24 protein-coding genes are annotated in these 21,615 nt (G+C 70.2%); 13 read left to right on the top strand and 11 right to left on the bottom strand.

Annotated features, from left to right (window positions below):
- Positions 1 to 405 carry a DUF6491 family protein gene (locus F0415_RS02930; protein ID WP_149859712.1) on the bottom strand — a complete coding sequence of 135 codons (405 nt, stop codon included), beginning with the start codon at positions 403 to 405 and terminating at the stop codon, positions 1 to 3.
- 100 nt (positions 406 to 505) lie between these two features.
- On the opposite strand from F0415_RS02930, the gene F0415_RS02925 reads away from it, so the two are divergent.
- Positions 506 to 1,135, top strand: coding sequence for a class I SAM-dependent methyltransferase (locus F0415_RS02925; protein ID WP_149859711.1), 630 nt, complete (start codon positions 506 to 508; stop codon positions 1,133 to 1,135).
- 61 nt (positions 1,136 to 1,196) lie between these two features.
- Here F0415_RS02925 and F0415_RS02920 read toward each other — a convergent pair whose 3' ends face one another.
- Positions 1,197 to 2,342: a polyamine ABC transporter substrate-binding protein gene (locus tag F0415_RS02920; protein WP_149859710.1), complete on the bottom strand. Its 1,146-nt coding sequence runs from the start codon at positions 2,340 to 2,342 to the stop codon at positions 1,197 to 1,199.
- A gap of 70 nt (positions 2,343 to 2,412) precedes the next feature.
- The gene (locus F0415_RS02915) at positions 2,413 to 3,030 is read right to left on the bottom strand and encodes a GNAT family N-acetyltransferase (protein ID WP_149859709.1); all 618 of its coding nucleotides are present in this window, start codon (positions 3,028 to 3,030) and stop codon (positions 2,413 to 2,415) included.
- A 183-nt stretch (positions 3,031 to 3,213) separates the two neighbouring features.
- Between F0415_RS02915 and F0415_RS02910 the strand changes: the two genes are divergently transcribed.
- Both F0415_RS02910 and F0415_RS02905 read left to right on the top strand, forming a co-directional pair.
- On the top strand, positions 3,214 to 4,062 hold the full coding sequence (locus F0415_RS02910) for a pirin family protein (RefSeq protein WP_149859708.1): 849 nt from the start codon (positions 3,214 to 3,216) through the stop codon (positions 4,060 to 4,062).
- A 26-nt stretch (positions 4,063 to 4,088) separates the two neighbouring features.
- Positions 4,089 to 4,490 (top strand): OsmC family protein, encoded by a 402-nt coding sequence (locus tag F0415_RS02905; RefSeq protein ID WP_149859707.1) that lies wholly within the window; start codon positions 4,089 to 4,091, stop codon positions 4,488 to 4,490.
- Between the two features lie 13 nt (positions 4,491 to 4,503).
- Here F0415_RS02905 and F0415_RS02900 read toward each other — a convergent pair whose 3' ends face one another.
- The 5 genes from F0415_RS02900 to F0415_RS02880 all read right to left on the bottom strand — a co-directional run bounded on the left by F0415_RS02900 (position 4,504) and on the right by F0415_RS02880 (position 10,322).
- A complete protein-coding gene (locus F0415_RS02900; RefSeq protein ID WP_149859706.1) occupies positions 4,504 to 5,367 on the bottom strand; it encodes a pirin family protein in 864 nt (287 codons plus the stop codon).
- A gap of 14 nt (positions 5,368 to 5,381) precedes the next feature.
- Positions 5,382 to 5,864 carry a SixA phosphatase family protein gene (locus F0415_RS02895; protein ID WP_149859705.1) on the bottom strand — a complete coding sequence of 161 codons (483 nt, stop codon included), beginning with the start codon at positions 5,862 to 5,864 and terminating at the stop codon, positions 5,382 to 5,384.
- A complete protein-coding gene (locus F0415_RS02890) occupies positions 5,864 to 6,148 on the bottom strand; it encodes a hypothetical protein (RefSeq protein WP_149859704.1) in 285 nt (94 codons plus the stop codon). The genes F0415_RS02895 and F0415_RS02890 overlap by 1 nt, the downstream gene beginning before the upstream one ends.
- Before the next feature lie 82 nt (positions 6,149 to 6,230).
- Positions 6,231 to 9,686 carry a transcription-repair coupling factor gene (gene mfd, locus F0415_RS02885; protein ID WP_149859703.1) on the bottom strand — a complete coding sequence of 1,152 codons (3,456 nt, stop codon included), beginning with the start codon at positions 9,684 to 9,686 and terminating at the stop codon, positions 6,231 to 6,233.
- Positions 9,687 to 9,731: 45 nt separating this feature from the next.
- Positions 9,732 to 10,322: a GNAT family N-acetyltransferase gene (locus F0415_RS02880; protein WP_149859702.1), complete on the bottom strand. Its 591-nt coding sequence runs from the start codon at positions 10,320 to 10,322 to the stop codon at positions 9,732 to 9,734.
- A 78-nt stretch (positions 10,323 to 10,400) separates the two neighbouring features.
- On the opposite strand from F0415_RS02880, the gene F0415_RS12570 reads away from it, so the two are divergent.
- A complete protein-coding gene (locus F0415_RS12570) occupies positions 10,401 to 10,751 on the top strand; it encodes an MmcQ/YjbR family DNA-binding protein (protein ID WP_188310283.1) in 351 nt (116 codons plus the stop codon).
- Positions 10,752 to 10,763: 12 nt separating this feature from the next.
- Here F0415_RS12570 and F0415_RS02870 read toward each other — a convergent pair whose 3' ends face one another.
- Positions 10,764 to 11,165, bottom strand: a complete 402-nt coding sequence (locus tag F0415_RS02870; RefSeq protein ID WP_149859700.1) for a VOC family protein — start codon at positions 11,163 to 11,165, stop codon at positions 10,764 to 10,766.
- A gap of 100 nt (positions 11,166 to 11,265) precedes the next feature.
- On the opposite strand from F0415_RS02870, the gene F0415_RS02865 reads away from it, so the two are divergent.
- The 3 genes from F0415_RS02865 (at position 11,266) to F0415_RS02855 (ending at position 14,094) form a co-directional block, all read left to right on the top strand.
- Positions 11,266 to 12,912: an isovaleryl-CoA dehydrogenase gene (locus F0415_RS02865; protein ID WP_149859699.1), complete on the top strand. Its 1,647-nt coding sequence runs from the start codon at positions 11,266 to 11,268 to the stop codon at positions 12,910 to 12,912.
- A 73-nt stretch (positions 12,913 to 12,985) separates the two neighbouring features.
- Positions 12,986 to 13,735, top strand: coding sequence for a DUF481 domain-containing protein (locus tag F0415_RS02860; protein ID WP_188310269.1), 750 nt, complete (start codon positions 12,986 to 12,988; stop codon positions 13,733 to 13,735).
- A 107-nt stretch (positions 13,736 to 13,842) separates the two neighbouring features.
- Positions 13,843 to 14,094, top strand: coding sequence for a hypothetical protein (locus F0415_RS02855; RefSeq protein WP_149859697.1), 252 nt, complete (start codon positions 13,843 to 13,845; stop codon positions 14,092 to 14,094).
- Here F0415_RS02855 and map read toward each other — a convergent pair.
- A complete protein-coding gene (gene map / locus F0415_RS02850) occupies positions 14,091 to 14,903 on the bottom strand; it encodes a type I methionyl aminopeptidase (protein ID WP_149859696.1) in 813 nt (270 codons plus the stop codon). The two genes, F0415_RS02855 and map, sit on opposite strands and share 4 nt — an antisense overlap.
- An 88-nt stretch (positions 14,904 to 14,991) precedes the next feature.
- Between map and F0415_RS02845 the strand changes: the two genes are divergently transcribed.
- From F0415_RS02845 to F0415_RS02825, 5 genes are all read left to right on the top strand, one after another.
- Positions 14,992 to 15,945, top strand: a complete 954-nt coding sequence (locus F0415_RS02845) for a DUF2268 domain-containing putative Zn-dependent protease (RefSeq protein WP_149859695.1) — start codon at positions 14,992 to 14,994, stop codon at positions 15,943 to 15,945.
- Positions 15,946 to 16,165: 220 nt separating this feature from the next.
- Positions 16,166 to 16,855 (top strand): YIP1 family protein, encoded by a 690-nt coding sequence (locus tag F0415_RS02840; protein ID WP_188310268.1) that lies wholly within the window; start codon positions 16,166 to 16,168, stop codon positions 16,853 to 16,855.
- A gap of 19 nt (positions 16,856 to 16,874) precedes the next feature.
- Positions 16,875 to 18,083: an efflux RND transporter periplasmic adaptor subunit gene (locus F0415_RS02835; protein WP_149859693.1), complete on the top strand. Its 1,209-nt coding sequence runs from the start codon at positions 16,875 to 16,877 to the stop codon at positions 18,081 to 18,083.
- The gene (locus tag F0415_RS02830) at positions 18,080 to 18,778 is read left to right on the top strand and encodes an ABC transporter ATP-binding protein (protein ID WP_149859692.1); all 699 of its coding nucleotides are present in this window, start codon (positions 18,080 to 18,082) and stop codon (positions 18,776 to 18,778) included. The genes F0415_RS02835 and F0415_RS02830 overlap by 4 nt, the downstream gene beginning before the upstream one ends.
- A complete protein-coding gene (locus F0415_RS02825) occupies positions 18,778 to 19,998 on the top strand; it encodes an ABC transporter permease (protein ID WP_149859691.1) in 1,221 nt (406 codons plus the stop codon). Before F0415_RS02830 ends, F0415_RS02825 begins: the two co-directional genes overlap by 1 nt.
- A gap of 3 nt (positions 19,999 to 20,001) precedes the next feature.
- Here F0415_RS02825 and F0415_RS02820 read toward each other — a convergent pair whose 3' ends face one another.
- A complete protein-coding gene (locus tag F0415_RS02820) occupies positions 20,002 to 20,862 on the bottom strand; it encodes a 23S rRNA (adenine(2030)-N(6))-methyltransferase RlmJ (protein WP_149859690.1) in 861 nt (286 codons plus the stop codon).
- A gap of 105 nt (positions 20,863 to 20,967) precedes the next feature.
- On the opposite strand from F0415_RS02820, the gene F0415_RS02815 reads away from it, so the two are divergent.
- Positions 20,968 to 21,564 (top strand): GNAT family N-acetyltransferase, encoded by a 597-nt coding sequence (locus F0415_RS02815; RefSeq protein ID WP_149859689.1) that lies wholly within the window; start codon positions 20,968 to 20,970, stop codon positions 21,562 to 21,564.
- The last annotated feature ends 51 nt before the right edge of the window (positions 21,565 to 21,615 follow it).

Below are 21,615 nucleotides of genomic sequence, written 5' to 3'. Positions count from 1 at the left end.
TCATCCGTCGTCGTCGGCGGGATTCCGGCGAGGCGACTCGCCGATGGCCTGCCTCCAGGCGTCCGGGTCCAGCATCTCGATGTCGTTGATGCGGCAGATGCGTCCACGCGAGATCAGCTGGTCGCCGGCGTTCCCGCACACCCGGTTGCCCAAGCCCGCGCCCTGGAGCACGATCACCGGGTCGGTACCGAGTTCGTTGCAGCTTTCGGCCAGGCGGATGCGGTATTTGCGCCGGCCGGCGTCCACCAGCAGCTCGCCGCCACCCGGGTGGTGCCAGCTGCGCGCCGCCGCGGGGTCCAGGCAATCGCCAGCGCTCAGGAGTTGTCGGCGCGGGCCATCCGCCGTGCCGGCACAGGCGGCGAGGACGGGCAGGGCGATCAGCAGGAATAGGGGGGTCGGACGCATGGCGGACACTCCCGAGCGGAAAGCCGACGCGGCGGCAGGCAGTGTTTTACCCTGCCGCTTAACCTGTGCGAAACATCGTTCGGGGCAGTATGCTCCAGCCATGACCCGCCCCGGCCCTTCCGCCCTCGCCAGTACCTGGACCTTCTTCCGCCAGTGGCTGAAGAACCCGCTGGGCGTCGCGGCCATCTCTCCGTCCAGCCGTCAGCTGGCCAGGCAGATGATGGCCGAACTGCCGTATTCGGCCCGCCGGGTCATCGAGCTGGGCGGCGGCACCGGCGTATTCACCCAGGCCTTGCTCGACCATGGCGTCGCTCCGGCCGACCTGCTGGTGCTGGAACTGAACGAAGAACTGCATCAGCATCTGGTCAAGCGGTTTCCGCAGGTCCAGATCGCCTGTGCCGACGCCCGCGACCTGGTTCGGGTGGCGGGCGAACGCGGTTTCGGGCCGGATGCGCCGGCCCATGCCGTCGTCTCCGGTCTGGGGCTGCTGTCCATGCCGCGCCAGGATCAGCGCGCGATCCTGGCGGCGGCCTTCGACTGCCTGGTCCCGGACGGACGTTTCGTCCAGTTCACTTACGGGCCGGCCAATCCGGTGGCGAAGGAAGTGCTGGATTCGCTCGACCTCAGCAGCCGGCGCGCCAGTTTCACCTGGTGGAACGTGCCGCCGGCCACCGTCTACGTGTACGCCCGCAGGTTCTCCCGGGCGATCCGGCCGCGGTCCATGCGCTGAGCCGCGGCAGCGGCGGGCGGCGCCAGGAGCGCCGTCGCGCGGACACGCCGGCCTCGTCCGGTCACTGCCCGGTCTTGATCGCCGTCCAGGCCCGCACCCGTTCGCGGGTGACCTCGGCCGGCAGGGTCTGCGGGTCCACCAGCTTGGCCATGACCTCCTCCGGGGGGTACACGGACGGGTCTTCCGCCACCTCGGGGTCCAGCAGCGGACGGGCCGCCAGGTTCGGACTCGCGTAGGCGACGTAACTGCTGATCGCCGCCGCGACCTCGGGCCGGAGCAGGTAGTCGATGAAGACGTGGGCCTCGTCAGGATGCGGGGCGTCCTTGGGCATGGCGATCAGGTCGACCCAGCGCAAGGCGCCTTCCTTCGGAATCACGTAGACGATCTCGAATCCGGTCTCGGCCTCGTCGGAGCGGGCAGCCGCCATGGCGACATCGCCGGAATAGCCCATGGCAAGGCACAGGTCGCCGTTGGCAAGGTCGTCTATGTAGCGGCTCGAGTTGAAGTAGCGGATGTGCGGCTTGATGGCCTGGTAGGCCTGGGTGACGAGTTCGACCTCGCGGCCGGTGACCGCGTTCGGGTCCATGCCTTTCCAGATCAGGGCGGCTGCAAAGGCCTCCTGCTCGTCGTCCAGTACCGAAATGCCGCATCCGGCCAGCTTTTCCGCGTTGACCGGATCGAACAGCAGCGACCAGGAGTCCAGCGGCACGTCCTCGCCCAGGGCCTCGCGTACCTTGGCGAGGTTGATGCCCAGGCCGGTCGTGCCCCACATGTAGGGCAGCGTGTGGGCGTTGCCGGGGTCCACATCCCGGAGACCGGCCATCAGGCGCGGATCCAGGTTGTCCAGATTGGACAGCCTGTCCTTGTCCAGGGGGCGGTATACGCCGGCCTCGATGTGGCGCTGGGCGAAGGGCCGGGCCGAGGGGAAGACCACGTCATAGCCGGAGGCGCCGGCCAGCAGCTTGGCTTCCAGCATCTCGTTGCTGTCGTAGACGTCGTAGACGACCTTGATGCCGGTATCCCGCTCGAAGTTGGCCAGGGTGTCCTCGGCGACGTAATCGGACCAGTTGTAGACGTAGACGACGCGATCGCCGGAGCGGCCGGTCTGCTTGCCGGCTTCGGACCGGGCTTCGGGTCCGGCGGGCTCCGGCCGGCTGCAGGCGGCCAGCAGCAGGGCGACGGCGAGAAGGCTCGGGCGCAGGGTCATGGCGCGTCTCCGTGATGCGGGGGAGGCCATGGTCGGCACCGGGGCGGATGCTGTCAAACCGGCACGGGCCTCAGTGTGCGGGTGGCCATTCGCCGGCCAGCAGGCCCATGATCACGCTGTCCTGCAGCTCGCCTGCCACCTTCCAGCGTTGCCGCAGATAGCCCTCGCGGCGGAAGCCCAGCGACTCCAGTGTTCGCAGCGAGCCCCGGTTGCGCGGGTCCACGTCGGCCTCCAGGCGGCGCAGGCCCAGGCTGCCGAAGGCGTGCTCGAGCAGCACCGTCAGCGCTTCCTGGGCGTAGCGTCGGCCCCAGTGCGGCCGGGCCAGGGCGAAGCCGAGCTCGGCACGGCCCTGGTCGTGGTCCAGGCCGGACAGGGTGGCGGTGCCGATGACCCGGTCGCTGGCACGCAGGGCGATGCCCCATTGGAGCAGATCACCCCGTTCGAAGCCGCGCTGGACGGACTCCAGGTAGATCTCGGCTTCGTCCCGGCGCGGCCAGCTGCCGTGGATCCGGTAGCGCGTCACCTCGGGGTCCGAGAACACGGCGCACAGGTCGTCCAGGTCGCGCGGCTCCAGCCAGCGCAGGCACAACCGGGGCGCCACGAGGGTCGGCAGACGTGGGACGGCCACCGGCGTCGGCGTCGGTGTTTCCTGGGGGAGGCTGGTGCGGGGCATCAGGCCGAGTGCCATGGGGGCGTGGCTGGCGGAGTTACTGGCGGATACGTATTTTTTGCCGGCCACCGGCCGGTCGGGGTTGCGGCCGGGCCGCCGCGCAACCCTGCGTTGCGGGCCTCGCGCTGTGGCCCGCCCCGACCGGCACTACATTGGGCCCCGGGGGCGCCGTCCCGGCGCCGACTCTCCAAGGAATACGCCATGCACAGCCAGGTTCGCCAGGTTCGCCGCATCCTTCGCGGCATGCCCACGTCCGATGGGGCCGGGGTCCGGCTTACCCGGGTCATCGGTACGCCGCAGTTGCCCCAGCTCGATCCCTTCCTGATGCTGGACGAGTTCGGTACCGACCGGCCGGAGGACTACATCGCCGGGTTTCCGTCCCATCCGCACCGCGGTTTCGAGACCGTCACCTACATGCTCGACGGGCGCATGCGCCATCGCGACAATCATGGCAACGAAGGCGTGCTGGTCCCCGGAGGCGTGCAGTGGATGACCGCCGGTCGCGGCATCGTGCATTCGGAAATGCCCGAGCAGCAGGAAGGCCGCATGCGCGGTTTCCAGCTGTGGGTGAATCTGCCGGCGAAGGACAAGATGACCGAGCCGCGATACCAGGAGTACGGCCCGGAGCGTTTTCCGGAAGTGGCCGTGGGCGACGGTGCGTGGGTGAAGGTGATTGCCGGCAAGGTGGAAGGCGTGGCCGGCCCGATCTCGCAGCCCGCCACCGATCCCACTTACCTGGATGTCCGCCTGGGCGCCGGCGCCGCCTTCGGGCATGTGTTGCCCGAGGGCCACAATGCCTTCCTGTACGTTTACGAGGGCAGCGCACGGGTCGGCGAAGGACAGGAGGCGGCGACCGTCGGCGCCGGTGAACTGGCCGTGCTGGGTCCGGGCGAGCGGGTTCGGGTCGAAGGCCGTGAGGCCGACACCCGCCTGATCCTGGTGGCCGGCCGTCCGCTGAACGAACCCGTTGCGCGTTACGGCCCTTTCGTCATGAACACCCAGGCCGAGCTTCGCCAGGCCTTCGAGGATTACCAGGCCGGGCGCTTCTGAGCCCGGCCGGCACAGGGAGCATCCACATGAGCCGCACCGCCACCGTCCGCTACGGCGCGACCTATCCGCCCTACGCCACCCAGCTGATCGTCGGCCGCCACCACACCGTGGCCGACGAACCGGTGGACCTGGGCGGCGCCGACACCGGTCCCGCGCCGGACGAACTGGTGCTGCAGGCGCTCGGCGCCTGCACCGCCATCACGCTGCGCATGTACGCCGAACGCAAGCAATGGCCGCTGGAGGGCGTGGAGGTCAGCCTGGACTACGGTCACCGCGACAAGGAAAGCGCCGTGATCGAGCGTCGCCTGAGCCTGCGCGGCCCGCTGGACCAGGCCCAGCGCGAGCGCCTGTTGCAGATCGCCGATGCCTGCCCGGTGCACCGGCTGTTGACCGGCAAGGTCGAGGTGAAGACATCCACCTCCGGCTGAACGCAGGCGCCGGTCAGCGCTCGGGCAAGGGGATGAATTCGTCGTCGCCGGGCACCTTGCCGAAGCGCCCTTCGCGCCAGTCGGCCTTGGCCTGCTCGATGCGTTCGCGCGAGCTGGAAACGAAGTTCCACCACATGAAGCGCGGGCCATCCAGCGGTTCGCCGCCGAGCAGCATCACCGTGGCGTCGGTCTTTGCCGTCAGCACCGGTTCGCCATCGGCGTCGAGCACGGCCAGGCGCTCCTGCGGCAGGCCTTCGTCCTCGAGCGTCACGTCGCCGCTTACCGGATAAAGCGCGCGCTCCGGGTGCTCGGCCGGGATGCGCAGGCGGGCGCCCGCCTTCAGGGCGACGGACACGTAGAGGGTGTCGCTGAACACCTGCACCGGCGAGGACCGGCCGAAGGCGCGGCCGGCCACCACTGTCAGGCGCAGGCCGTCGCCGTCCACGGCCGGCAGGCTGGCGGCAGGGTGGTGGGCGAAGGCCGGTTCCGCCTCTTCCCTTTCCCTGGGTAGCGCGACCCAGGTCTGCAGGCCGTGCATGCGCTGCGGTTTGCCGCGCAGGCGGTCCGGCGTGCGCTCGGAGTGCACGATGCCGCTGCCGGCAGTCATCCAGTTGACGTCGCCGGGGCGGATTTCCTGCACGGAACCGAGACTGTCACGATGCAGGATCGCCCCTTCCCAGAGAAAGGTGACGGTGGCCAGACCGATGTGCGGGTGCGGGCGCACGTCCAGGGCCTGGCCCGGCCCCAGGTCGGCAGGGCCGATGTGGTCGAGGAAGACGAAGGGGCCGACGCTGCGCTGGCTGGCATGCGGCAGCAGGCGCTTGACCAGGAAGCCGTCGCCGAGATCGTGCACGCGCGGGGGCAGCAGCCGGGGCATGGCGTGTCTCCGGTTCAGTAGCGACGGACGTCGACGGCGGTATTGCCGTCGGTGCCGATGCGCACCAGGGTCCAGCGGTCGTACTCGCTTTCGGGCATGGCCTCCGCGGCCGTGCCGGACAGCCGCCGCACCAGGTCCGGCACGGTGTTGCTGTGGCCCACCACCAGCACCTGCGCGTCCGGCGGCAGCGCACGGATCTTCCCGACCAGTTGCTCCGGCCGCGCCGGATCGTAGAGGCGTACGACCACGCCCGCCGCCTCGGCGGCAGGACGGGCGGTTTCGATGGCGCGGCGCCAGGGGGTGGCGTAGACCACGTCGGGCCGGAAACGCCCGGCTATGGCAGCGGCCCGGTTCTCGCCGGCAGGGCTGAGGCCCGGGTCGGGGCCGGTTCCGCTCTGCTTCTCGGCATGACGCAGCACCAGGATCTCCATGGCGTTGGCGGCTCCGGTAAGGACCAGCAACAGGATGGCGATCGGCAGGCCGCGGAAACCGCCCATCACATCTGGTCCAGCATGGCCAGCGCGCCGACGAACAGCGCCAGGCCGATGAAATAGACCACCGGCGAAACCAGAAGTGCGCACACCAGCTGGGCGATGCCGTGGCCCGTGGCGCCCTTGGCCAGCACCACGATGGACAGTACCAGCGCAACCACATTGGCCACCCAGCCCAGGATGCCGAAGCCTGGGAAGGGAATCAGGAACAGGATCCAGGTCACCACCAGGGTGATCCAGCCGGCCAGGACCGGCGCGTCCTGGGCCGGTGACGGTTGCACTGCGTTCATGTCGGTGTCTCCCCCGTTGGCGTCGCCGGGCAGCCTAGCCCGGGTCGGCGCCCGGGCCAAGTGCGCTCGCCCGCGGGCCGGTTCAGTCGCGCGCGAGCAGGCTCAGCAGGCCGCGGGCGGTGCGCAGGCGCGAGGCGGCGTCGGGCAGCTCCATGCGGATGCGCAGCTTGTCCGGGCCGTCCATCGAATAGATCTTCGGCTGCGACTGGATCAGCCGGATCACCGACATCGGGTCCACGGCCGGCCTGGCGACGAAGGCGACCCGGCCGCCGGCCGGGCCCAGTTCCAGACGCCGGATGCCCAGGGGCGTGGCCTGCAGTTTCAGGGCGGCAGCAGCGAACAGCTGTTTGGCCGGTTCAGGCAGCATGCCGAAACGGTCCACCATCTCCGCCTGCAGTTCCGCCAGCGCGTCTTCGTCGCGGGCACCGGCAATGCGCTTGTACAGGGTAAGGCGCGCGTGCACGTCCGGCAGGTAGTCGTCGGGGATCAGGGCCGGCACGTTCAGCTCGATCTCCGCGCCATGGCGTTCGGTCGGGTCGGCATCCGGCAGCTGGCCGCTGCGGATCGCCTTGACCGCGCGTTCCAGCAGCTCGGTGTAGAGGCTGAAGCCGATCTCGGCCATCTGTCCGCTCTGCTCCTCGCCCAGCAGCTCGCCGGCACCGCGAATCTCCATGTCGTGGGTGGCCAGGGTGAAGCCGGCGCCCAGCTCCTCCAGCGAAGCCAGGGCCTCCAGCCGCTTGCGCGCGTCGCCAGTCATGGCGCGCTTGTCCGGAACCACCAGGTAGGCATAGGCGCGGTGGTGGCTGCGGCCGACGCGGCCGCGCAACTGATGCAGCTGGGCCAGGCCGAAGCGGTCGGCGCGGTGGATGATGATGGTGTTGGCGCTTGGAATGTCGATGCCCGATTCGATGATGGTGGTGCAGACCAGCACGTTGAAGCGCTGGCGGTGGAAGTCCAGCATCACCTGTTCCAGCTCGCGCTCGGGCATCTGGCCATGGGCGATGCGGATGCGTGCCTGCGGTACCAGCTCGCCGAGTTCGCGCGCCATCTTCTCGATGGTGTCGACTTCGTTGTGCAGGAAGTAGGCCTGGCCGCCGCGGGCCAGCTCGCGCTGGAATGCTTCGCGCAGCAGGCCGGGATCCCATGGCGTGATCACCGTCTGCACTGCCAGTCGATGCGCAGGCGGGGTGGCGATGATGCTCAGTTCGCGCAGACCGCTCATGGCCATGTTCAGCGTGCGCGGGATCGGCGTGGCGGTGAGCGTGAGCAGGTGCACCTCGGCGCGCAGGGCCTTCAGCGCCTCCTTCTGGCGGACGCCGAAGCGCTGCTCCTCGTCCACGATCACCAGGCCCAGGTCGCGGAACCTCACGTCCGCCTGCAGCAGACGATGGGTGCCGACGATCACGTCGATCTCGCCCGCCTCCAGACGGGCCAGCACCGCCTTGGTCTCCTTGGCCGACTTGAAGCGGCTCAGGACCTCCACCCGGATCGGCCAGTCTGCGTAGCGGTCGCGGAAGTTGCGGTAGTGCTGCTCGGCCAGCAGGGTGGTCGGCACCAGCACCGCCACCTGCTTGCCGGCGCTGGCGGCGACGAAGGCGGCGCGCACGGCCACCTCGGTCTTGCCGAAGCCGACGTCGCCGCAGACCACCCGGTCCATGGGCGCGGGCTGGCCGAGGTCGGCGATCACCGCCTCGATGGCGGCCAGCTGGTCGGGCGTTTCCTCGAAGGGGAAGCTGGCGGCGAAGGGCTCGTACATGGCCCGGTCCACCGGCAGCGCCAGGCCCTTGCGCGCCTGACGGCGTGCCTGGATTTCCAGTAGCTCGGCGGCCACGTCGCGGACCTTCTCGGCGGCGCGGCGCTTGGCCTTCTCCCAGGCCTCGCCGCCCAGGGAATGCAGCGGCGCGTGTTCCGGCGAGGCGCCGGCGTAGCGGCTCACCAGGTGCAACTGGGTCACCGGCACGTACAGCCGGTCGCCCTTGGCGTACTCGATCTGCAGGAACTCGCCGGGCACGCCGCCGGCTTCCAGCGCGACCAGGCCCTGGTAGCGGCCGACGCCGTGGTCCTCGTGCACGATCGGCGCGCCGATGGCGATCTCGGAAAGATCGCGCAGCACCGTGTCCGGGTCGCGCACCGGCTTGCGCCGGCGCCGCGACTGATCGGCGCGCTCAGGAAAGAGCTGCCGCTCGGTCAGCACGGCCAGTCGTGGCGATGTCAGGACGAAGCCGTCCTCCAGCGCTGCCACCGTGATGGCGAAACGGTCCCGGCCTTCCGCGAAGGCCTGCCAGCCCGGCAGTACCTCCGGCCGCAGATCGGCAGCGCGCAGCAGGTCCAGCAGGGCCTCCCGGCGGCCGGCCGAGTCGGCCGCCAGCAGCAGCCGGCCCGGCCAGTTCAGCAGGTAATGGCGCAGGGCGGCGCCGGCTTCCTCGCCCTTGCGGTTCCAGGGCAGTTGCGGCGCTTCCTGCTCCGGCAGCGCATGTGCCTGCCCGTAACGCGGATGGCCTTCGCCCACCACCTCGGTGCGCGGCAGGCGGTTGAGTTCGGCGCGCAGTTCCTCCGGCGGCAGGAACAGCTCGCCCGGGGCCAGTACCGGTCGCTCGATGTCGTGCCGGCGTTGCTCCCAGCGGTCGTGGGTCTGGCCCCAGAACTCCTCCGCCGCCTCCATGACGCCGGCCGCCAGCACCACCAGGGCGCCGGGCGCCAGGTGCCGGAACAGCGGCGCGGTGCGCTCGAAGAACAGTGGCAGGTAGTACTCGGCGCCGGCCGGCGCGGTGCCTTCCTTCAGGTCCTGGTAGAGCGGGCAGTGGCGCGGATCGAAGTCGAAGCGCTCGCTCAGGGCCTCGCGGGCACGGCGCATCGACCTCTCGTCCATGGGGAATTCGCGCGCCGGCAGCAGCCGGATCGATTCCACCGGTTGCTCGGAGCGCTGCGTCTCCGGGTCGAAGCTGCGCAGCGAGTCGATCTCGTCGTCGAACAGCTCGATGCGGCAGGGCCGGTCGGCGCCCATCGGGTAGAGGTCGAGCAGGGCACCGCGCACGGCAAAGTCGCCCGGGTCCATCACCTGGCGCACGTGCCGGTAGCCGGCCGCCTCGAGGCGGCGCCGTTCGGCGTCCAGGTCCAGCTTCTGGCCGCGGTGCAGGTCCAGCACGTTGCCGGCGATCCATTCCTGCGGTGGCAGCCGCTGCATCAGCGAGGCGACCGGCACCACCAGCACGCCGCGCTTCTGCGTCGGCAACCGCGACAGGGCGGAAACTCGCTGCGAGACGATGTCCGGGTGCGGGCTGAACAGGTCGTAGGGCAGGGTTTCCCAGTCGGCGAAATGCAGCACCGGCAGCCCGGAGCCGGCAAACACCCGCAGGTCGTGTTCCAGCGACTGCGCCGAATGGCTGTCGCGGGCCACCGCCAGGACCAGGCCGTCGTGGCCGCGGGCGAGCTCGGCCACCGCCAGGGCCAGGGCGCTGGCGCTGTACGGAGCGCGCAGGTACGCGCGCTGCTGGCCAGGCCGGGGGCGCGGCGCGGAGGGAAGGGTGGGGGTCTCCATGGGGGCGCGAAGTTTAACGCAGGCGGCCGTGCCGGACCCGTGGCCTCAGCGGCGGGGCATCCTGCGCTTGCGCGGTGCGTCCAGGTCCAGCACTACGCGCACCAGGCCGCCGCCGGGCGCGGTCTTGCGTTCGGTCCGGAAGCCCATCAGCCGGCACAGGGCCAGCATCGGCACGTTGTCCTCGAGCACGTCGCCGCGGATGCTGCGGATGCCGTTGGCCCGGGCCCACTCGACCAGCCGGTCCATCAGCAGCCGGCCCAGGCCCTGGCCGGCCAGGAAGTGCGAGACCAGGATGGCGAACTCGGCGCCGTCGCCGTCCGGGTCCCGGCTCAGGCGGGCCAGGGCGCCGACCAGGGCCTGGCCCGGCGGCAGCGGTTCGGCGGCGACCACCGCGAAGGACCGGCCGGGCTCCGGGTTCACCAGCCGCCGGAGATAGGCCGGATCCAGTGACTTCACCGGATGCAGGTAGCGGCGCCGCACCTCCTCTTCGTTCAGCAGTGCGAAGCCGCCGGCTATCGGACCGGCATCGGCCGGGTGCACCGGCCGCACCCATACCTCGCGGCGGTCCGGCAGGCGCCGGACTTCGGTGCGTTCGGGGCGACGCGACGGCCGCCGGGGCTGGCGCAGCGGTTTCATGGCCGGAAGCGTGGCAGGGCCGGTTCGGGTTCGTGCTCTAATCCTGCCGACAAGATTCCAGGCAGGCGAGGTGCGGACGTGGACGAAACCTGGCTCCGCCGGCTCTACGGCCCCTGGCCCGGCGTCGGCACCGACATCAAATGGGATGACGACCTGGTGTTCATGGTGGACGGCAAGATGTTCGCCTGCCTGTGCATCGGCGGTAAGAGCCGCGGCAAGCTGGCCTTCAAGGTCGAGCCCGAGCGCTTCCTGGAGTTCACTGACCGCCCCGGCATCGTACCGGCGCCCTACATGGCCCGGGCGCACTGGATCGCCATGGACGACCCGGGCGTGATGCCGAAGGCGGAACTCGAGGTCCTGCTGCGCTGGGCCTACGAGCTGGTGCGGGCCAAACTGCCGAAGAAGCGCCAGCGCGAGCTGGCCGACTGAGGGTCGGCCGTCTCAGCCTTCCTGCTCGCCGAAGCGGGCGAAGGTGACCACATGGCCGCCGGGCTCGCGGTAACCGACCTCGGTGGCGCCGTAGAAGGTCTGCCGGCGCGGCAGCACCACCGGATAGGCCGACAGCGCCTGCTCGACCGGTTCCAGCTCGGCCACTTCCACGTACAGGAAGGCGCGGCCCTGGCGGGCATCTTCGGCCAGGGCGGGCACGTCTTCGGCCACCGAGGCGTGGCTCTGCAGCATCAGCTCGATGCCGTGGCCAGCCAGGATCACGAAGCCCAGCGACTCGCCGTGCGGCACTTCCACCGTGCGGGTGAATCCGACGGCTTCCCAGAAGGGCAGGCTGGCTTCGATGCTCGGCACCGGCAGGACCGGCGTGGACTTGCGCAGGACGGGCTTCTTCATGGGGAACCTCCGGGGGGCCTGGCCGGAGTTTAGGCAGCCGCGCGGGGGCGCGGGCAAGCGCCGGCTTGCACCGGCCGCCGGCCTGGGCTGTCATGCACGCATGGAAAGCCGGACTCGCTTCGATACCCACCGGGTCGAGAACCAGCCGCTGCCGCTGGAACCCTACGACGCCTGGGCCACCGACCTGCCGCTGCGCGAGGCCGTCGGCCGCGAGGGCGGCGACTGGGCCACTGCCGAACTGGCCGCCTATGGCCGGCTGGCCGGCGGCGAGCTGATGGAGCTGGGCCGCCTGGCCAACGAGAACCGCCCGCGCTTCCGTCCCTTCGACCGCTACGGCCGGCGGGTGGACGAGGTCGAATTCCACCCGGCCTACCACCGGCTGATGGAGGCGGCGATCAGCCACGGCGTCACCGGCTTCGCCTGGCGCCATGCCGACCAGGCCGGCGCGCACGTGGCGCGCGCGGCGCTGATGTACCTGCACTACCAGGCCGACCAGGGCACGGCCTGTCCGCTGACCATGACCTATGCCTGCGTGCCCAGCCTGCGCGCCGAGCCCATCCTGGCCCGCGAGTGGCTGCCGCGGGTGGTGGCGCCGCATTACGACCCGGCGCAGCGGCCGGCCTGGGAAAAGGCCGGCAACACGCTCGGCATGGGCATGACCGAGAAGCAGGGCGGCTCGGACGTGCGCGCCAACTCCACCGTGGCCACGCCCACCGGCGATGGCATGTACGCCCTGGTCGGGCACAAGTGGTTCTTCTCGGCGCCGATGTGCGATGCCTTCCTGGTGCTGGCGCAGGCGCCGGGCGGGCTGACCTGCTTCCTGCTGCCGCGCTTCGCCCCCGACGGTTCGCGCAACGGCCTGCGCCTGCAGCGCCTGAAGGACAAGCTGGGCGACTGGAGCAATGCCAGCAGCGAGGTCGAGTTCCAGGATGCCCTGGCCTGGCGCGTGGGCGAGGAAGGCAGGGGCGTGGCCACCGTGCTGCAGATGGTGGCCCTGACCCGGCTGGACTGTTTGCTGGGCTCGGCGGCGCTGATGCGGCAGGCCCTGGTACAAGCCCTGCACCACTGCCGACAGCGTCGTGCCTTCGGGAAGCCGCTGGCGGAGCAGCCGCTGATGCGCAACGTGCTGGCCGACCTGGCCCTGGAATCGGAGGCGGCGACAGCGCTCGCCTTCCGCGTCGCCCGGGCCGTGGATGCCGGCGGCAGGGACCCGTCCGAGGCCGCCCTGGCGCGCTTGGGCACTGCGCTGGGCAAGTATTGGGTGTGCAAGCGCGCGCCGGCCTTCGTCAACGAGGCCCAGGAGTGCCTGGGCGGCATCGGCTACGTCGAGGACACGCCGATGCCCAGGCTGTACCGGCAGGCGCCGCTGAACTCGATCTGGGAAGGCAGCGGCAACATCCAGTGCCTGGACGTGCTGCGTGCCCTGCAACGCGAGCCGGAATGCGGGCGGGCATTGCTGGCCGAGCTGGAGCCCGCACGCGGTGCCCATCCGCAGCTGGACGCGATGACGGCCCGGCTGCGCGAAGCCTTGCAGCCCTGTGGGGACCGCGAGGCGCAGGAAGCAGGCGCCCGTCGGCTGGTCGGGCGCATGGCCCTGGCCCTGCAGGCGACGCTGCTGTTCCGCGCCGGCCGTGCCGACCTGGCCGCGGCCTTCTGCGACTCGCGCCTGGGCGAGGCGACCGGCGTCTACGGGATGCTTCCCGCCGAGGCGCCGATAGCGACGCTGCTGGAGCGTGCGCTGCCCTGAGCCGCCGCGGCTGAGGCTTCGTTCATGGATGGCCGGGTGTAATGTGCGACCGGTTGACATGGACGATATCGGCATGAAGCAGCATGTATTCCCGGCCGTGCTGGCCGTTTCGGCGGTGCTGGCCGCGCCGGCGCGGGCCGACCTGCCCAAGGTCGACCCTTCCCTGCAGGGCTGGAAGCCGGAAGCGGAGCTGGGCCTGGTGGCCACCACAGGTAACTCGGACACCGCCAGCGCGCGTGGACGTTTCGGCCTGAAGGGTGTGACGGCCGCCTGGCTGCACGATCACTACCTGTCCGTACTGCGTGCCGAGGAGTCCGGCCAGGCCACTGCCGACCGGTTCGAGGCTGGCGCCAAAGTCGGGCGCCTGTTCGGCGAACGTCGTTATCTGGCCGGTGTCGGCCGCTACGAGAACGATGATTTCGGCGCCTATGCCCATCAAAGTACGCTGGCGCTGAACTACGGCGCCTGGCTGATACGGGACGAAGACAAATCCCTGCAGGCGGAGTTCGGCCCGGGCCTGCGCCAGGCCCGCGACGCGGAAACCCGGGAATTCCAGCGCGACGGCCTGCTGCGCGGTTACGCCGACTATCGCCACCAGCTGACCGGCACGACGCGCTTCTTCAACACCTTCCTGGTCGAGGCAGGCAGGGACAACATCTTCGCCCAGAACGACATCGGCCTGCAGGTCAGCATCAATGCCTCGCTGGCGCTCAAGGCCAGCCTGCAGGCCCGGCACAACACCGAGGTGCAGCCCGGAACCGAGCGGACCGACACCCTGAGTTCGATCACCATCGTCTGGTCGCCCGCGCCCAAGGCGGACTGAAGGGAAACTGTCTGATACATCAACGGGTTGCCGGCATGACTTCCGGCCCATTGCGGGACTGGGTAGGTGTTGTAGTCTACCAGCACACCAACTCACGAGGCCCGACCATGAAGACCCTGAGCGACTTCTACCGGCTGTTCCCCGCCCGCCCGGCCCTGCCGGCGCGGTCGTCCCGTCCGGCGGTCACGACCGCCGCCGACATCCCGGCCCCCGCGACCTCCAGCCCATCCGCGGCGCCCATCCGGCCCGACCGCTACCGCGAGCGCACCGTCGGCCGCGGCTATGGCCGCAGCAGCGGCTACGCCGCTGCGCGCAGCTATGTGGACGGTAACGGCCTGCGCCTGGTCCGGGTTGGCTAGGCAGCCCGGGCCAGGAAGGCGGCGTTGTCGTCCCCGGGCAGCATGGTCAGGACCTCGACGCCGTCGGCCGTCACCGCCACGGTGTGCTCCCATTGCGCTGACAGCGACTTGTCACGGGTCACCACGGTCCAGCCGTCGGGCAGCAGGCGGGTATCGGGCCGGCCGGCGTTGAGCATCGGCTCGATGGTGAAACTCATGCCCTCGCGCAGGACCAGACCCTGGCCCGGCCGGCCGTAATGCATCACCTGCGGCGGCTCGTGGTAGACCCGACCGATGCCGTGCCCGCAGTAGTCGCGCACCACCGAGAACCGGGCCGCCTCGGCGACCTGCTGGATGGCGTGGCCGACATCGCCGAGCGTGGCTCCCGGGCGCACTGCACGGATGCCGGCGAACATCGCCTCGCGGCAGGTTTCCACCAGCCGCCGCGCCAGCACCGAGGGCGTGCCCACGTAGTACATGCGGCTGGTGTCGCCATGCCAGCCATCCTTGATGACGGTGACGTCGATGTTCACGATGTCGCCGTCCCGGAGAATCTTCGACGCGCTCGGGATCCCGTGGCAGATCACGTTGTTGACCGAGGTGCAGACCGCGCAGGGGAAGGGAGGGCGGCTGCGGTCGCCGCCATAGCCGATGTTGGCCGGGACGGCGTTCTGGACCTTGACGATGTGTTCGTGGCAGATGCGGTCCAGTTCGGCCGTGCTGACCCCTGGTTTCACGTGCGGGGCCACCACCTGCAGCACCTCGGCGGCCAGCCGGCCTGCCACGCGCATGGCGGCGATCTCCTCAGGGCGCTTGATCGTGTAGTCCATGCCGGAATTATGCCAGCCCCGCGCTGGATGAAACCTTCGGGTGGCACATGGCATCCATGCTCCCGATCCCCCGGAAACGAGGCAGGCCATGTACCGACGATTGCTCCCGATACTGTTGTCCCTGCTGTTGGCCGGACGGCAGGTCCTGGCGGCCGATGCCGTGCCCCGCCTGGTCTCCGAGGACCTGGCCCGGTTCTGGCGGGCGCATGACCTGGCTGCGCACGAGTCCGATCCGGCCCGGCGGGCCGCCATCTACCAGACACAATACCTGGACCAGGGCAGCCCGGGCCTGCGCGCCTTCGCCGAACTACGGATCGGCGACGGTGCCAGCCTGGCAGCGGCGGTGGATGCCGCACCGGCGTACTACGCCTCCCTGCGGTGGCAGCAACGGCGCCTGGCGGAGACGGAACCGGCGATACGCCGGGTGTTCGCCGGCATGTCGCGATTGCTGCCGGACGCGAGGATTCCCGACGTCTACTTCCTGATCGGGCGGATGAACTCCGGCGGGACGCTGGCGGACACCGGATTGCTGATCGGCCTGGAGATGTACGGCCGCGAAGCCGGTGCTCCCGAACACGAACTGGGCCAATGGCACCGCCAGGTCCTGCGCGGCATGGACGCGCTACCCGCCATCGTCGCCCACGAGTTGGTGCACTACCAGCAGCGCGGGTCCCTTTCCGGCCAGCCCACCTTGCTGCAGGCGGTCCTGAACGAGGGCGTGGCCGACTTCGTCGGTGAACTGGTCGCCGGCAGCCACATCAACAGCCATGTGCACGAGTGGGCGGAACCGAGGGCGGCCGAGCTCTGGGAGGAGTTCCGGCGGCGCAAGGACGGTACGGATCTCGCCGGATGGCTGTACGGCGGCCAGGTGGAAGGCCGCCCCGCCGACCTCGGCTACTGGATGGGTTACCGCATCGCCAAGGCCTATTACGAGCGGGCGGAAGACAAGTCCCAGGCCCTGCGCGACATGCTGGCCATCGAGGACGCAGAAGCCTTCCTGGCCAGCAGCGGCCTGGCCCGGCAGTTCTCCGGCCAGCCTTGAGCCCCACGGGCGAGCGGTCCGCCCGGCCGTGCGCCCCGTCGATCGCCCGGACGGCGAAGGGCCGGTCACATCGGATTCCGTCCGCCCGTCATCGGGTTCGTCGCCGTCACAGGGACATTCGTCGCCAGTTCGCCTGCGCAGGTGGCAGGCGCGTATGCTTCCGGCGCCGAACCGCGTCGCGCGATGGCGCGACTGTCCGTCCCCTGACCAGGAGCCGTCCATGTCCCAGCTGATCAACATCTTTCTCGAGCCGGCCAAGGCCTTCCGCGCGCTGCAGGACAAGCCCGGCTTCGTCCTGCCCATGTTGTTGCTGGCGGTCGGTTCGGGCCTGTTCGGGCTGCTGTATTTCCTGTACGTGGATCCGGAGTGGTTCGCCCGCCATCAGGAGGCCCAGGTGTTGGCCGGCAATCCCGACATGAGCCCGCAGGAGCTGGAGCAGATGCGCCGGTTCATGCCTGGCGCCCGCACCCTGGCCTGGATCACCGCGCCGATGGCCATCGTCACCGTGGTCGTGGTCAACCTGATCATGGCCCTGTACTACCTGCTGGCCGGCAAGGTCACCGGCACCGGTATCAGCTTCCGGCGCGGCCTCTGCCTGTCTGCCTGGGCCGGTCTGCCCGGCGTGCTGGGCGTGCTCGCCGGCCTGGCGGCCATGTACGCGGGTTCCAACCAGGTGGGCTTCGAGTCCTTGCAGATGCTCAATGTGGATCCGCTGTTCGTGCAGTTGCCCATGGACCATGACTGGGCGCGGCTGGCCAAGTCCTTCAGCCTGCTGAACCTTTGGAGCTGGTTCCTGGCGGCGCTGGGCTGGCGCACCTGGTTCAACACCGGTTGGGGCCAGGCAATCGTCGTGTCGGTGCTGCCGGGCGTGCTTGTCTACGGCGTCATGGCGATCTTCGCCATCCTCTGATCCGGATCGGGAACTTTCGATGAAGTTGCACAGGAAATGGCTGGCCGCCGGCGTCGTGCTGGCGGTGATCGTGCTGCCGGTGCTGATCAAGTCGGTGCGTGGCGAGGCCCGCACCGAGGTCGAGGTGGTCACGGCCGCAGAGCAGGAGATCAACCCGACCATCCTTGCCTCGGGCACGGTGAACTACCTCACCGAGGTCAACCTGACTTCCGAGGTGGTGGCCAAGGTCGAGGAGATCCTGGTCAAGGAAGGCGACCAGGTCGAGGCTGGCCAATTGCTGCTGCGCCTGGATCCGGAAACCTACCGCAACGCGGTCGAGCGCGAGGAGGCCAGCCGCCGGCAGAGCCTGATCAGCATCGAGCGCCAGCGCCTGGCTCTGGCCCTGGCCGAGAAGAAGCTCGAGCGCGGCGCCCGGCTGCTGGAGCAGCGTATGATCGGTCAGGAGCAGTACGACGAGCTTCGCAACGCCCGCGACCTCGCCAAGGTCGAGCTGCAGGGCAGCGAAGAGGCCCTGCGCCGGTCCGAGGCGGTGCTGGGCGAGGCCCGCGAGCAGCTGGCCAAGACCGACATCCGCGCACCCATCGCCGGCACCATCGTCAGCCTGCCGATCAAGGTCGGCGAGACGGCGATTCCCTCCACCAATGCCCTGGCCGGCTCGGTGCTGATGACCATTGCCGACACCTCGGCCATCGAGGCGCGCATGAAGGTGGATGAGGCGGACATCGCCCGCATCCGGCTGGGCCAAAAGGCCGACGTCTACGCCGCCGCCTTCCAGGACACCGGTGTGCCGGGCGTGGTGCGGCAGATCGCCCTGGCCCCGACCGTCGAGGCCCAAGGCCGTGCCTACGAGGTCAAGCTGCTGCTGGACGTGCCCGAAGGCCTGGCACTGCGTTCGGGCATGAGCGCCCGCGCCGACATCCATCTGGGCGACGGCGGCCGTTCGCTGGCAGTACCGGTGGAGGCCGTCGTCGTCGAGGAGGGCGAGGACCGGCAGGTGCGCCGGCATGTCTGGCTGGAGCGCGAGGGCCGCGCCGAGAAGCGCGCCATCGAAACCGGACTGTCGGACGATCGCTGGGAAGCCGTCAGCTCCGGCCTGCAGGCGGGCGACCGGGTGATCACCGGCCCGGCCAAGGCCCTGCGTACCCTGCGCGAGGGCGACGCGGTGGCGGTCAAGGAGAAGGGCGCGGAGGACAGGGCCGGCTCGACCGTGGAGGCGGCGGCCGAATGATTTCCCTGCGCGGCATCAGCAAGCGCTACCAGATGGGCGAGGAGGAGGTTCTGGCCCTCGACGGCGTGGATCTGGACATCGGCCGGAACGAATACGTCGCCCTGGTCGGCGCCTCCGGTTCGGGCAAGTCCACCCTGATGAACCTGATCGGTTGCCTGGACACGCCCAGCAGCGGCCGCTACCTGCTCAACGGCCGCGACACCTCGACCCTGCGCGATACCGAACTGGCGCAGGTGCGCAACCGCGAGATCGGCTTCGTGTTCCAGAGCTTTCACCTGCTGCCGCGCATGAGCGTGCTCGACAACGTCGCCCAGCCGCTGGTCTACCGCGGCGTGCCGCGTGCCGAACGGCGCCGGCTGGCAGCCGAGGCGCTGGAACGGGTGGGCCTGGGCAACCGCCTCGGCCATCGGCCCAATCAGCTCTCCGGCGGACAGCGCCAGCGCGTGGCGGTGGCGCGGGCCCTGGTCGGCCGGCCCTCGCTGCTGCTGGCCGACGAGCCCACCGGTAACCTCGATTCGCGGACGTCCGCCGAGATCATGGCGCTGTTCGACGAGTTGCATCACGACGGCCAGACCGTGCTGCTGGTGACCCACGAACCGGACATCGCCGCCCATTGCGAGCGCATCGTCCGGGTCAGCGACGGCCGCGTCGTCGAGGACGCGCCGAATCCTGGCCGCAAGCGGGGGACACACTGATGCAGGCCTATCTCGAAGCACTGCGTGCGGCCCTGGCCAACCTGTCGGCGCACCGGATGCGCAGCTTCCTGACCACTCTCGGCATCCTCATCGGCACCGGCTCGGTGATTGCGGTGGTGTCGCTGGTACAGGGTTTCTCCGCTTCCATTTCCGACCAGTTCGCCGACATGGGCGGCAGCACCTTGACCCTGCACGCGGTCAACACCAACGAGAACTTCCGTACCGGAAGGCTCAACTTCATCACCTTCGACGACGTGGACGTGCTGCGTTACCGGGTGCCCGGCGTGCAGCAGGTAACGCCGACCATGCAGATCAACGCCGCCGGCGTCAGTTACCGCGGCCGCACGATCAACCCCTCGGTGGTCGGCACCACCTCGGAGTTCCAGGTGGTGCAGGGGCGTTACGTGGAGCGGGGCCGGTTCATCGTGGCCAGCGACGACCGTGGCCGGCGCCGGGTCGTGGTGCTGGGCAGCAAGGTGGTCGAGGACCTGGACATGCCGGCCGACCCGATCGGCGAGTACGTCCGTATCGGCAGCGAGTGGTTCAAGGTGGTCGGCGTGCTGGAGCACCGCGGCGAGATCCTGGGGTTTTCCCAGGACAACTTCGTGGTGATCCCGTTCGAGGTCGGCCGGGCCATGTCCGGCGACCGCACCCGGCCCTTCATGTCCATCAGCTTCAACGTCGCCGATCTGACCGAGGTCGAAGCGGTGCGCGAGCGGGTCAAGCGGGCGGTGCGGCTGTCGCGCAAGCTCAAGCCGGGTCAGCCGGACGACTTCCGGGTCGAGGCAGCGGACTCCTTCGTCAAGCAGTTCGAGCAGGTGGCCGGCACCGCCACCGCGGTGGTGGCGGGCGTCGTCAGCATCTCCCTGCTGGTCGGCGGTATCGGCATCATGAACATCATGCTGGTGTCGGTGACCGAGCGGACCCGGGAGATCGGCATCCTCAAGGCCCTGGGCGCGACCAGGCGCGACATCCTGGTACAGTTCCTGCTGGAAGCCGGCCTGCTGGCCCTGCTGGGCGGCCTGATCGGCATCGTCCTGGGTTACGGCGCCGGCGTCGGCGTGGCAGCGCTGATTCCCGGCTTTCCGCCGGCCCAGGTGCCGTTGTGGGTGGTGGTGGCGGCGGCGGGATTCTCGGCGCTGGTGGGCGTCGTGTTCGGCATCATGCCGGCATCCAAGGCGGCCAGCCTGGACCCGATCGAGGCGCTGCGCTACGAGTGAGGCTCAGCCCGGCTCGCGCCGGATCCATTCCAGGCGCGAGCCGGCGCCGTTTTCGCCCAGCAGGCGCACCAGTGCCGGCAGGGCGGGGGCGATGCGCTCGTCGAACCGCCAGGGCGGGTTGACCAGCAACATGCCGCTGCCGTTCATGCGCAGCGGCGAGTCGTCCGGGCGTACCAGCAGCTCGGCCACCAGCAGCGAGCGGACCGGCATGCGGGCGGCCTCGCGCAGGAACGGCGCCAGCGCGGCGCGCCGCTTGATCGGATACCAGACCGCGAACTGCGCCTGCGGCATGCGCGCCAGGCCTTCGCGCAGGGCCTTCAGCACCTTCGGATACTCCGCCTCCTGCGCTTCGTAGGGCGGGTCGATCAGCACCAGGGCGCGACCGATGCGGCGTTCGCCCTCGCGCGGCGGCAGCAGGGCTTTCACCGCCGCGTAGCCGTCGCGCCGGTGCACGTGGCAGCGGCGGTCGCCGGCCAGGCAGGCTTTCAGAGCCGCCGCTTCCTCCGGCTGCAGTTCGCAGGCAGCCAGTCGGTCGTCGGCGCGCAGGGCGGCGGCGACCAGGCGCGGCGAGCCGGGATAGTCGCCGGGGCTCTCCGACTGCGCTGCGGCGACCGCCTCGAGATAGCGGCGCAGTGCCGGCGGCCCGTCCGGAGCCGCCGCCTGCAGGCGCAGGATGCCGCCGGCAGCCTCGCCGGTGCGCTGCGCCGGCTCAGCGGCCAGCGGGTAGTTGCCGCGGCCGGCATGGGTGTCGAGCACGAAGTAGGGCGCGTCCTTGCCCCGCAGCGCGTCCAGCAGCGCCAGCAGCACCAGGTGCTTGAGCACGTCGGCGTGGTTGCCGGCATGGAATCCGTGGCGGTAGTTCATTGCGGCTCCGCGGGCGGGGCACGGTCGCGCCTGCGACCGGAATGCGGCGGGAGTCTACGCCAGCCGGCCGCTACAATCGCCGGCATCGGCGACGGAGGACACCCCATGCAGGACGACATCCGGATCCGGCGGCTGAGCGGAAGCGGGATCGCCCCCTGGCTGGATGCCGTGGCCCGGCTGCGGGTAGCGGTGTTCCGCGACTGGCCCTACCTGTACGAGGGCGACTTCGGTTACGAGCGTGACTACCTGCGAGCCTATGCCGAGTCGGCCGACAGCGTGTTCGTGCTGGCCATCGCCGGCGACGAGGTCGTGGGCGCTTCGACCGGCCTGCCGCTGGCCGACGACACGCCGGAATTCCGCCAGCCCTTCGTCGAGGCCGGACGTCCGTTCGAGGACGTGTTCTATTTCGGCGAATCCGTGCTGCTGCCGGCCTGGCGCGGCCGCGGTATCGGCCATCGCTTCTTCGACGAGCGCGAGGCCCATGCCCGCGCTCTGGGCCGCTTCGCCTGGACCGCCTTCTGCGCCGTGGACCGCGACCCGGACGACCCGCGCCGGCCAGCCGGTCATCGCGGCAATGAGGCCTTCTGGGCCCGGCGTGGTTACGTCCGCCAGCCTGGCATGACGGTGCGCCTGGCCTGGCGGGAGATCGGCGAGGCGGTCGCCAGCGAGAAGCCGCTGACCTTCTGGCTGCGTCGGCTGTGAGCCTTGCCGGCGGCGCGCCGGGTCCTGTGTCGCGGTCCGGACGGCGGCGCG

The sequence above is a fragment of the Arenimonas fontis genome, assembly GCF_008386465.1.
GTDB classification, from domain to species: domain Bacteria; phylum Pseudomonadota; class Gammaproteobacteria; order Xanthomonadales; family Xanthomonadaceae; genus Arenimonas; species Arenimonas fontis.
This window is presented reverse-complemented; position numbering and strand designations above follow the sequence as displayed.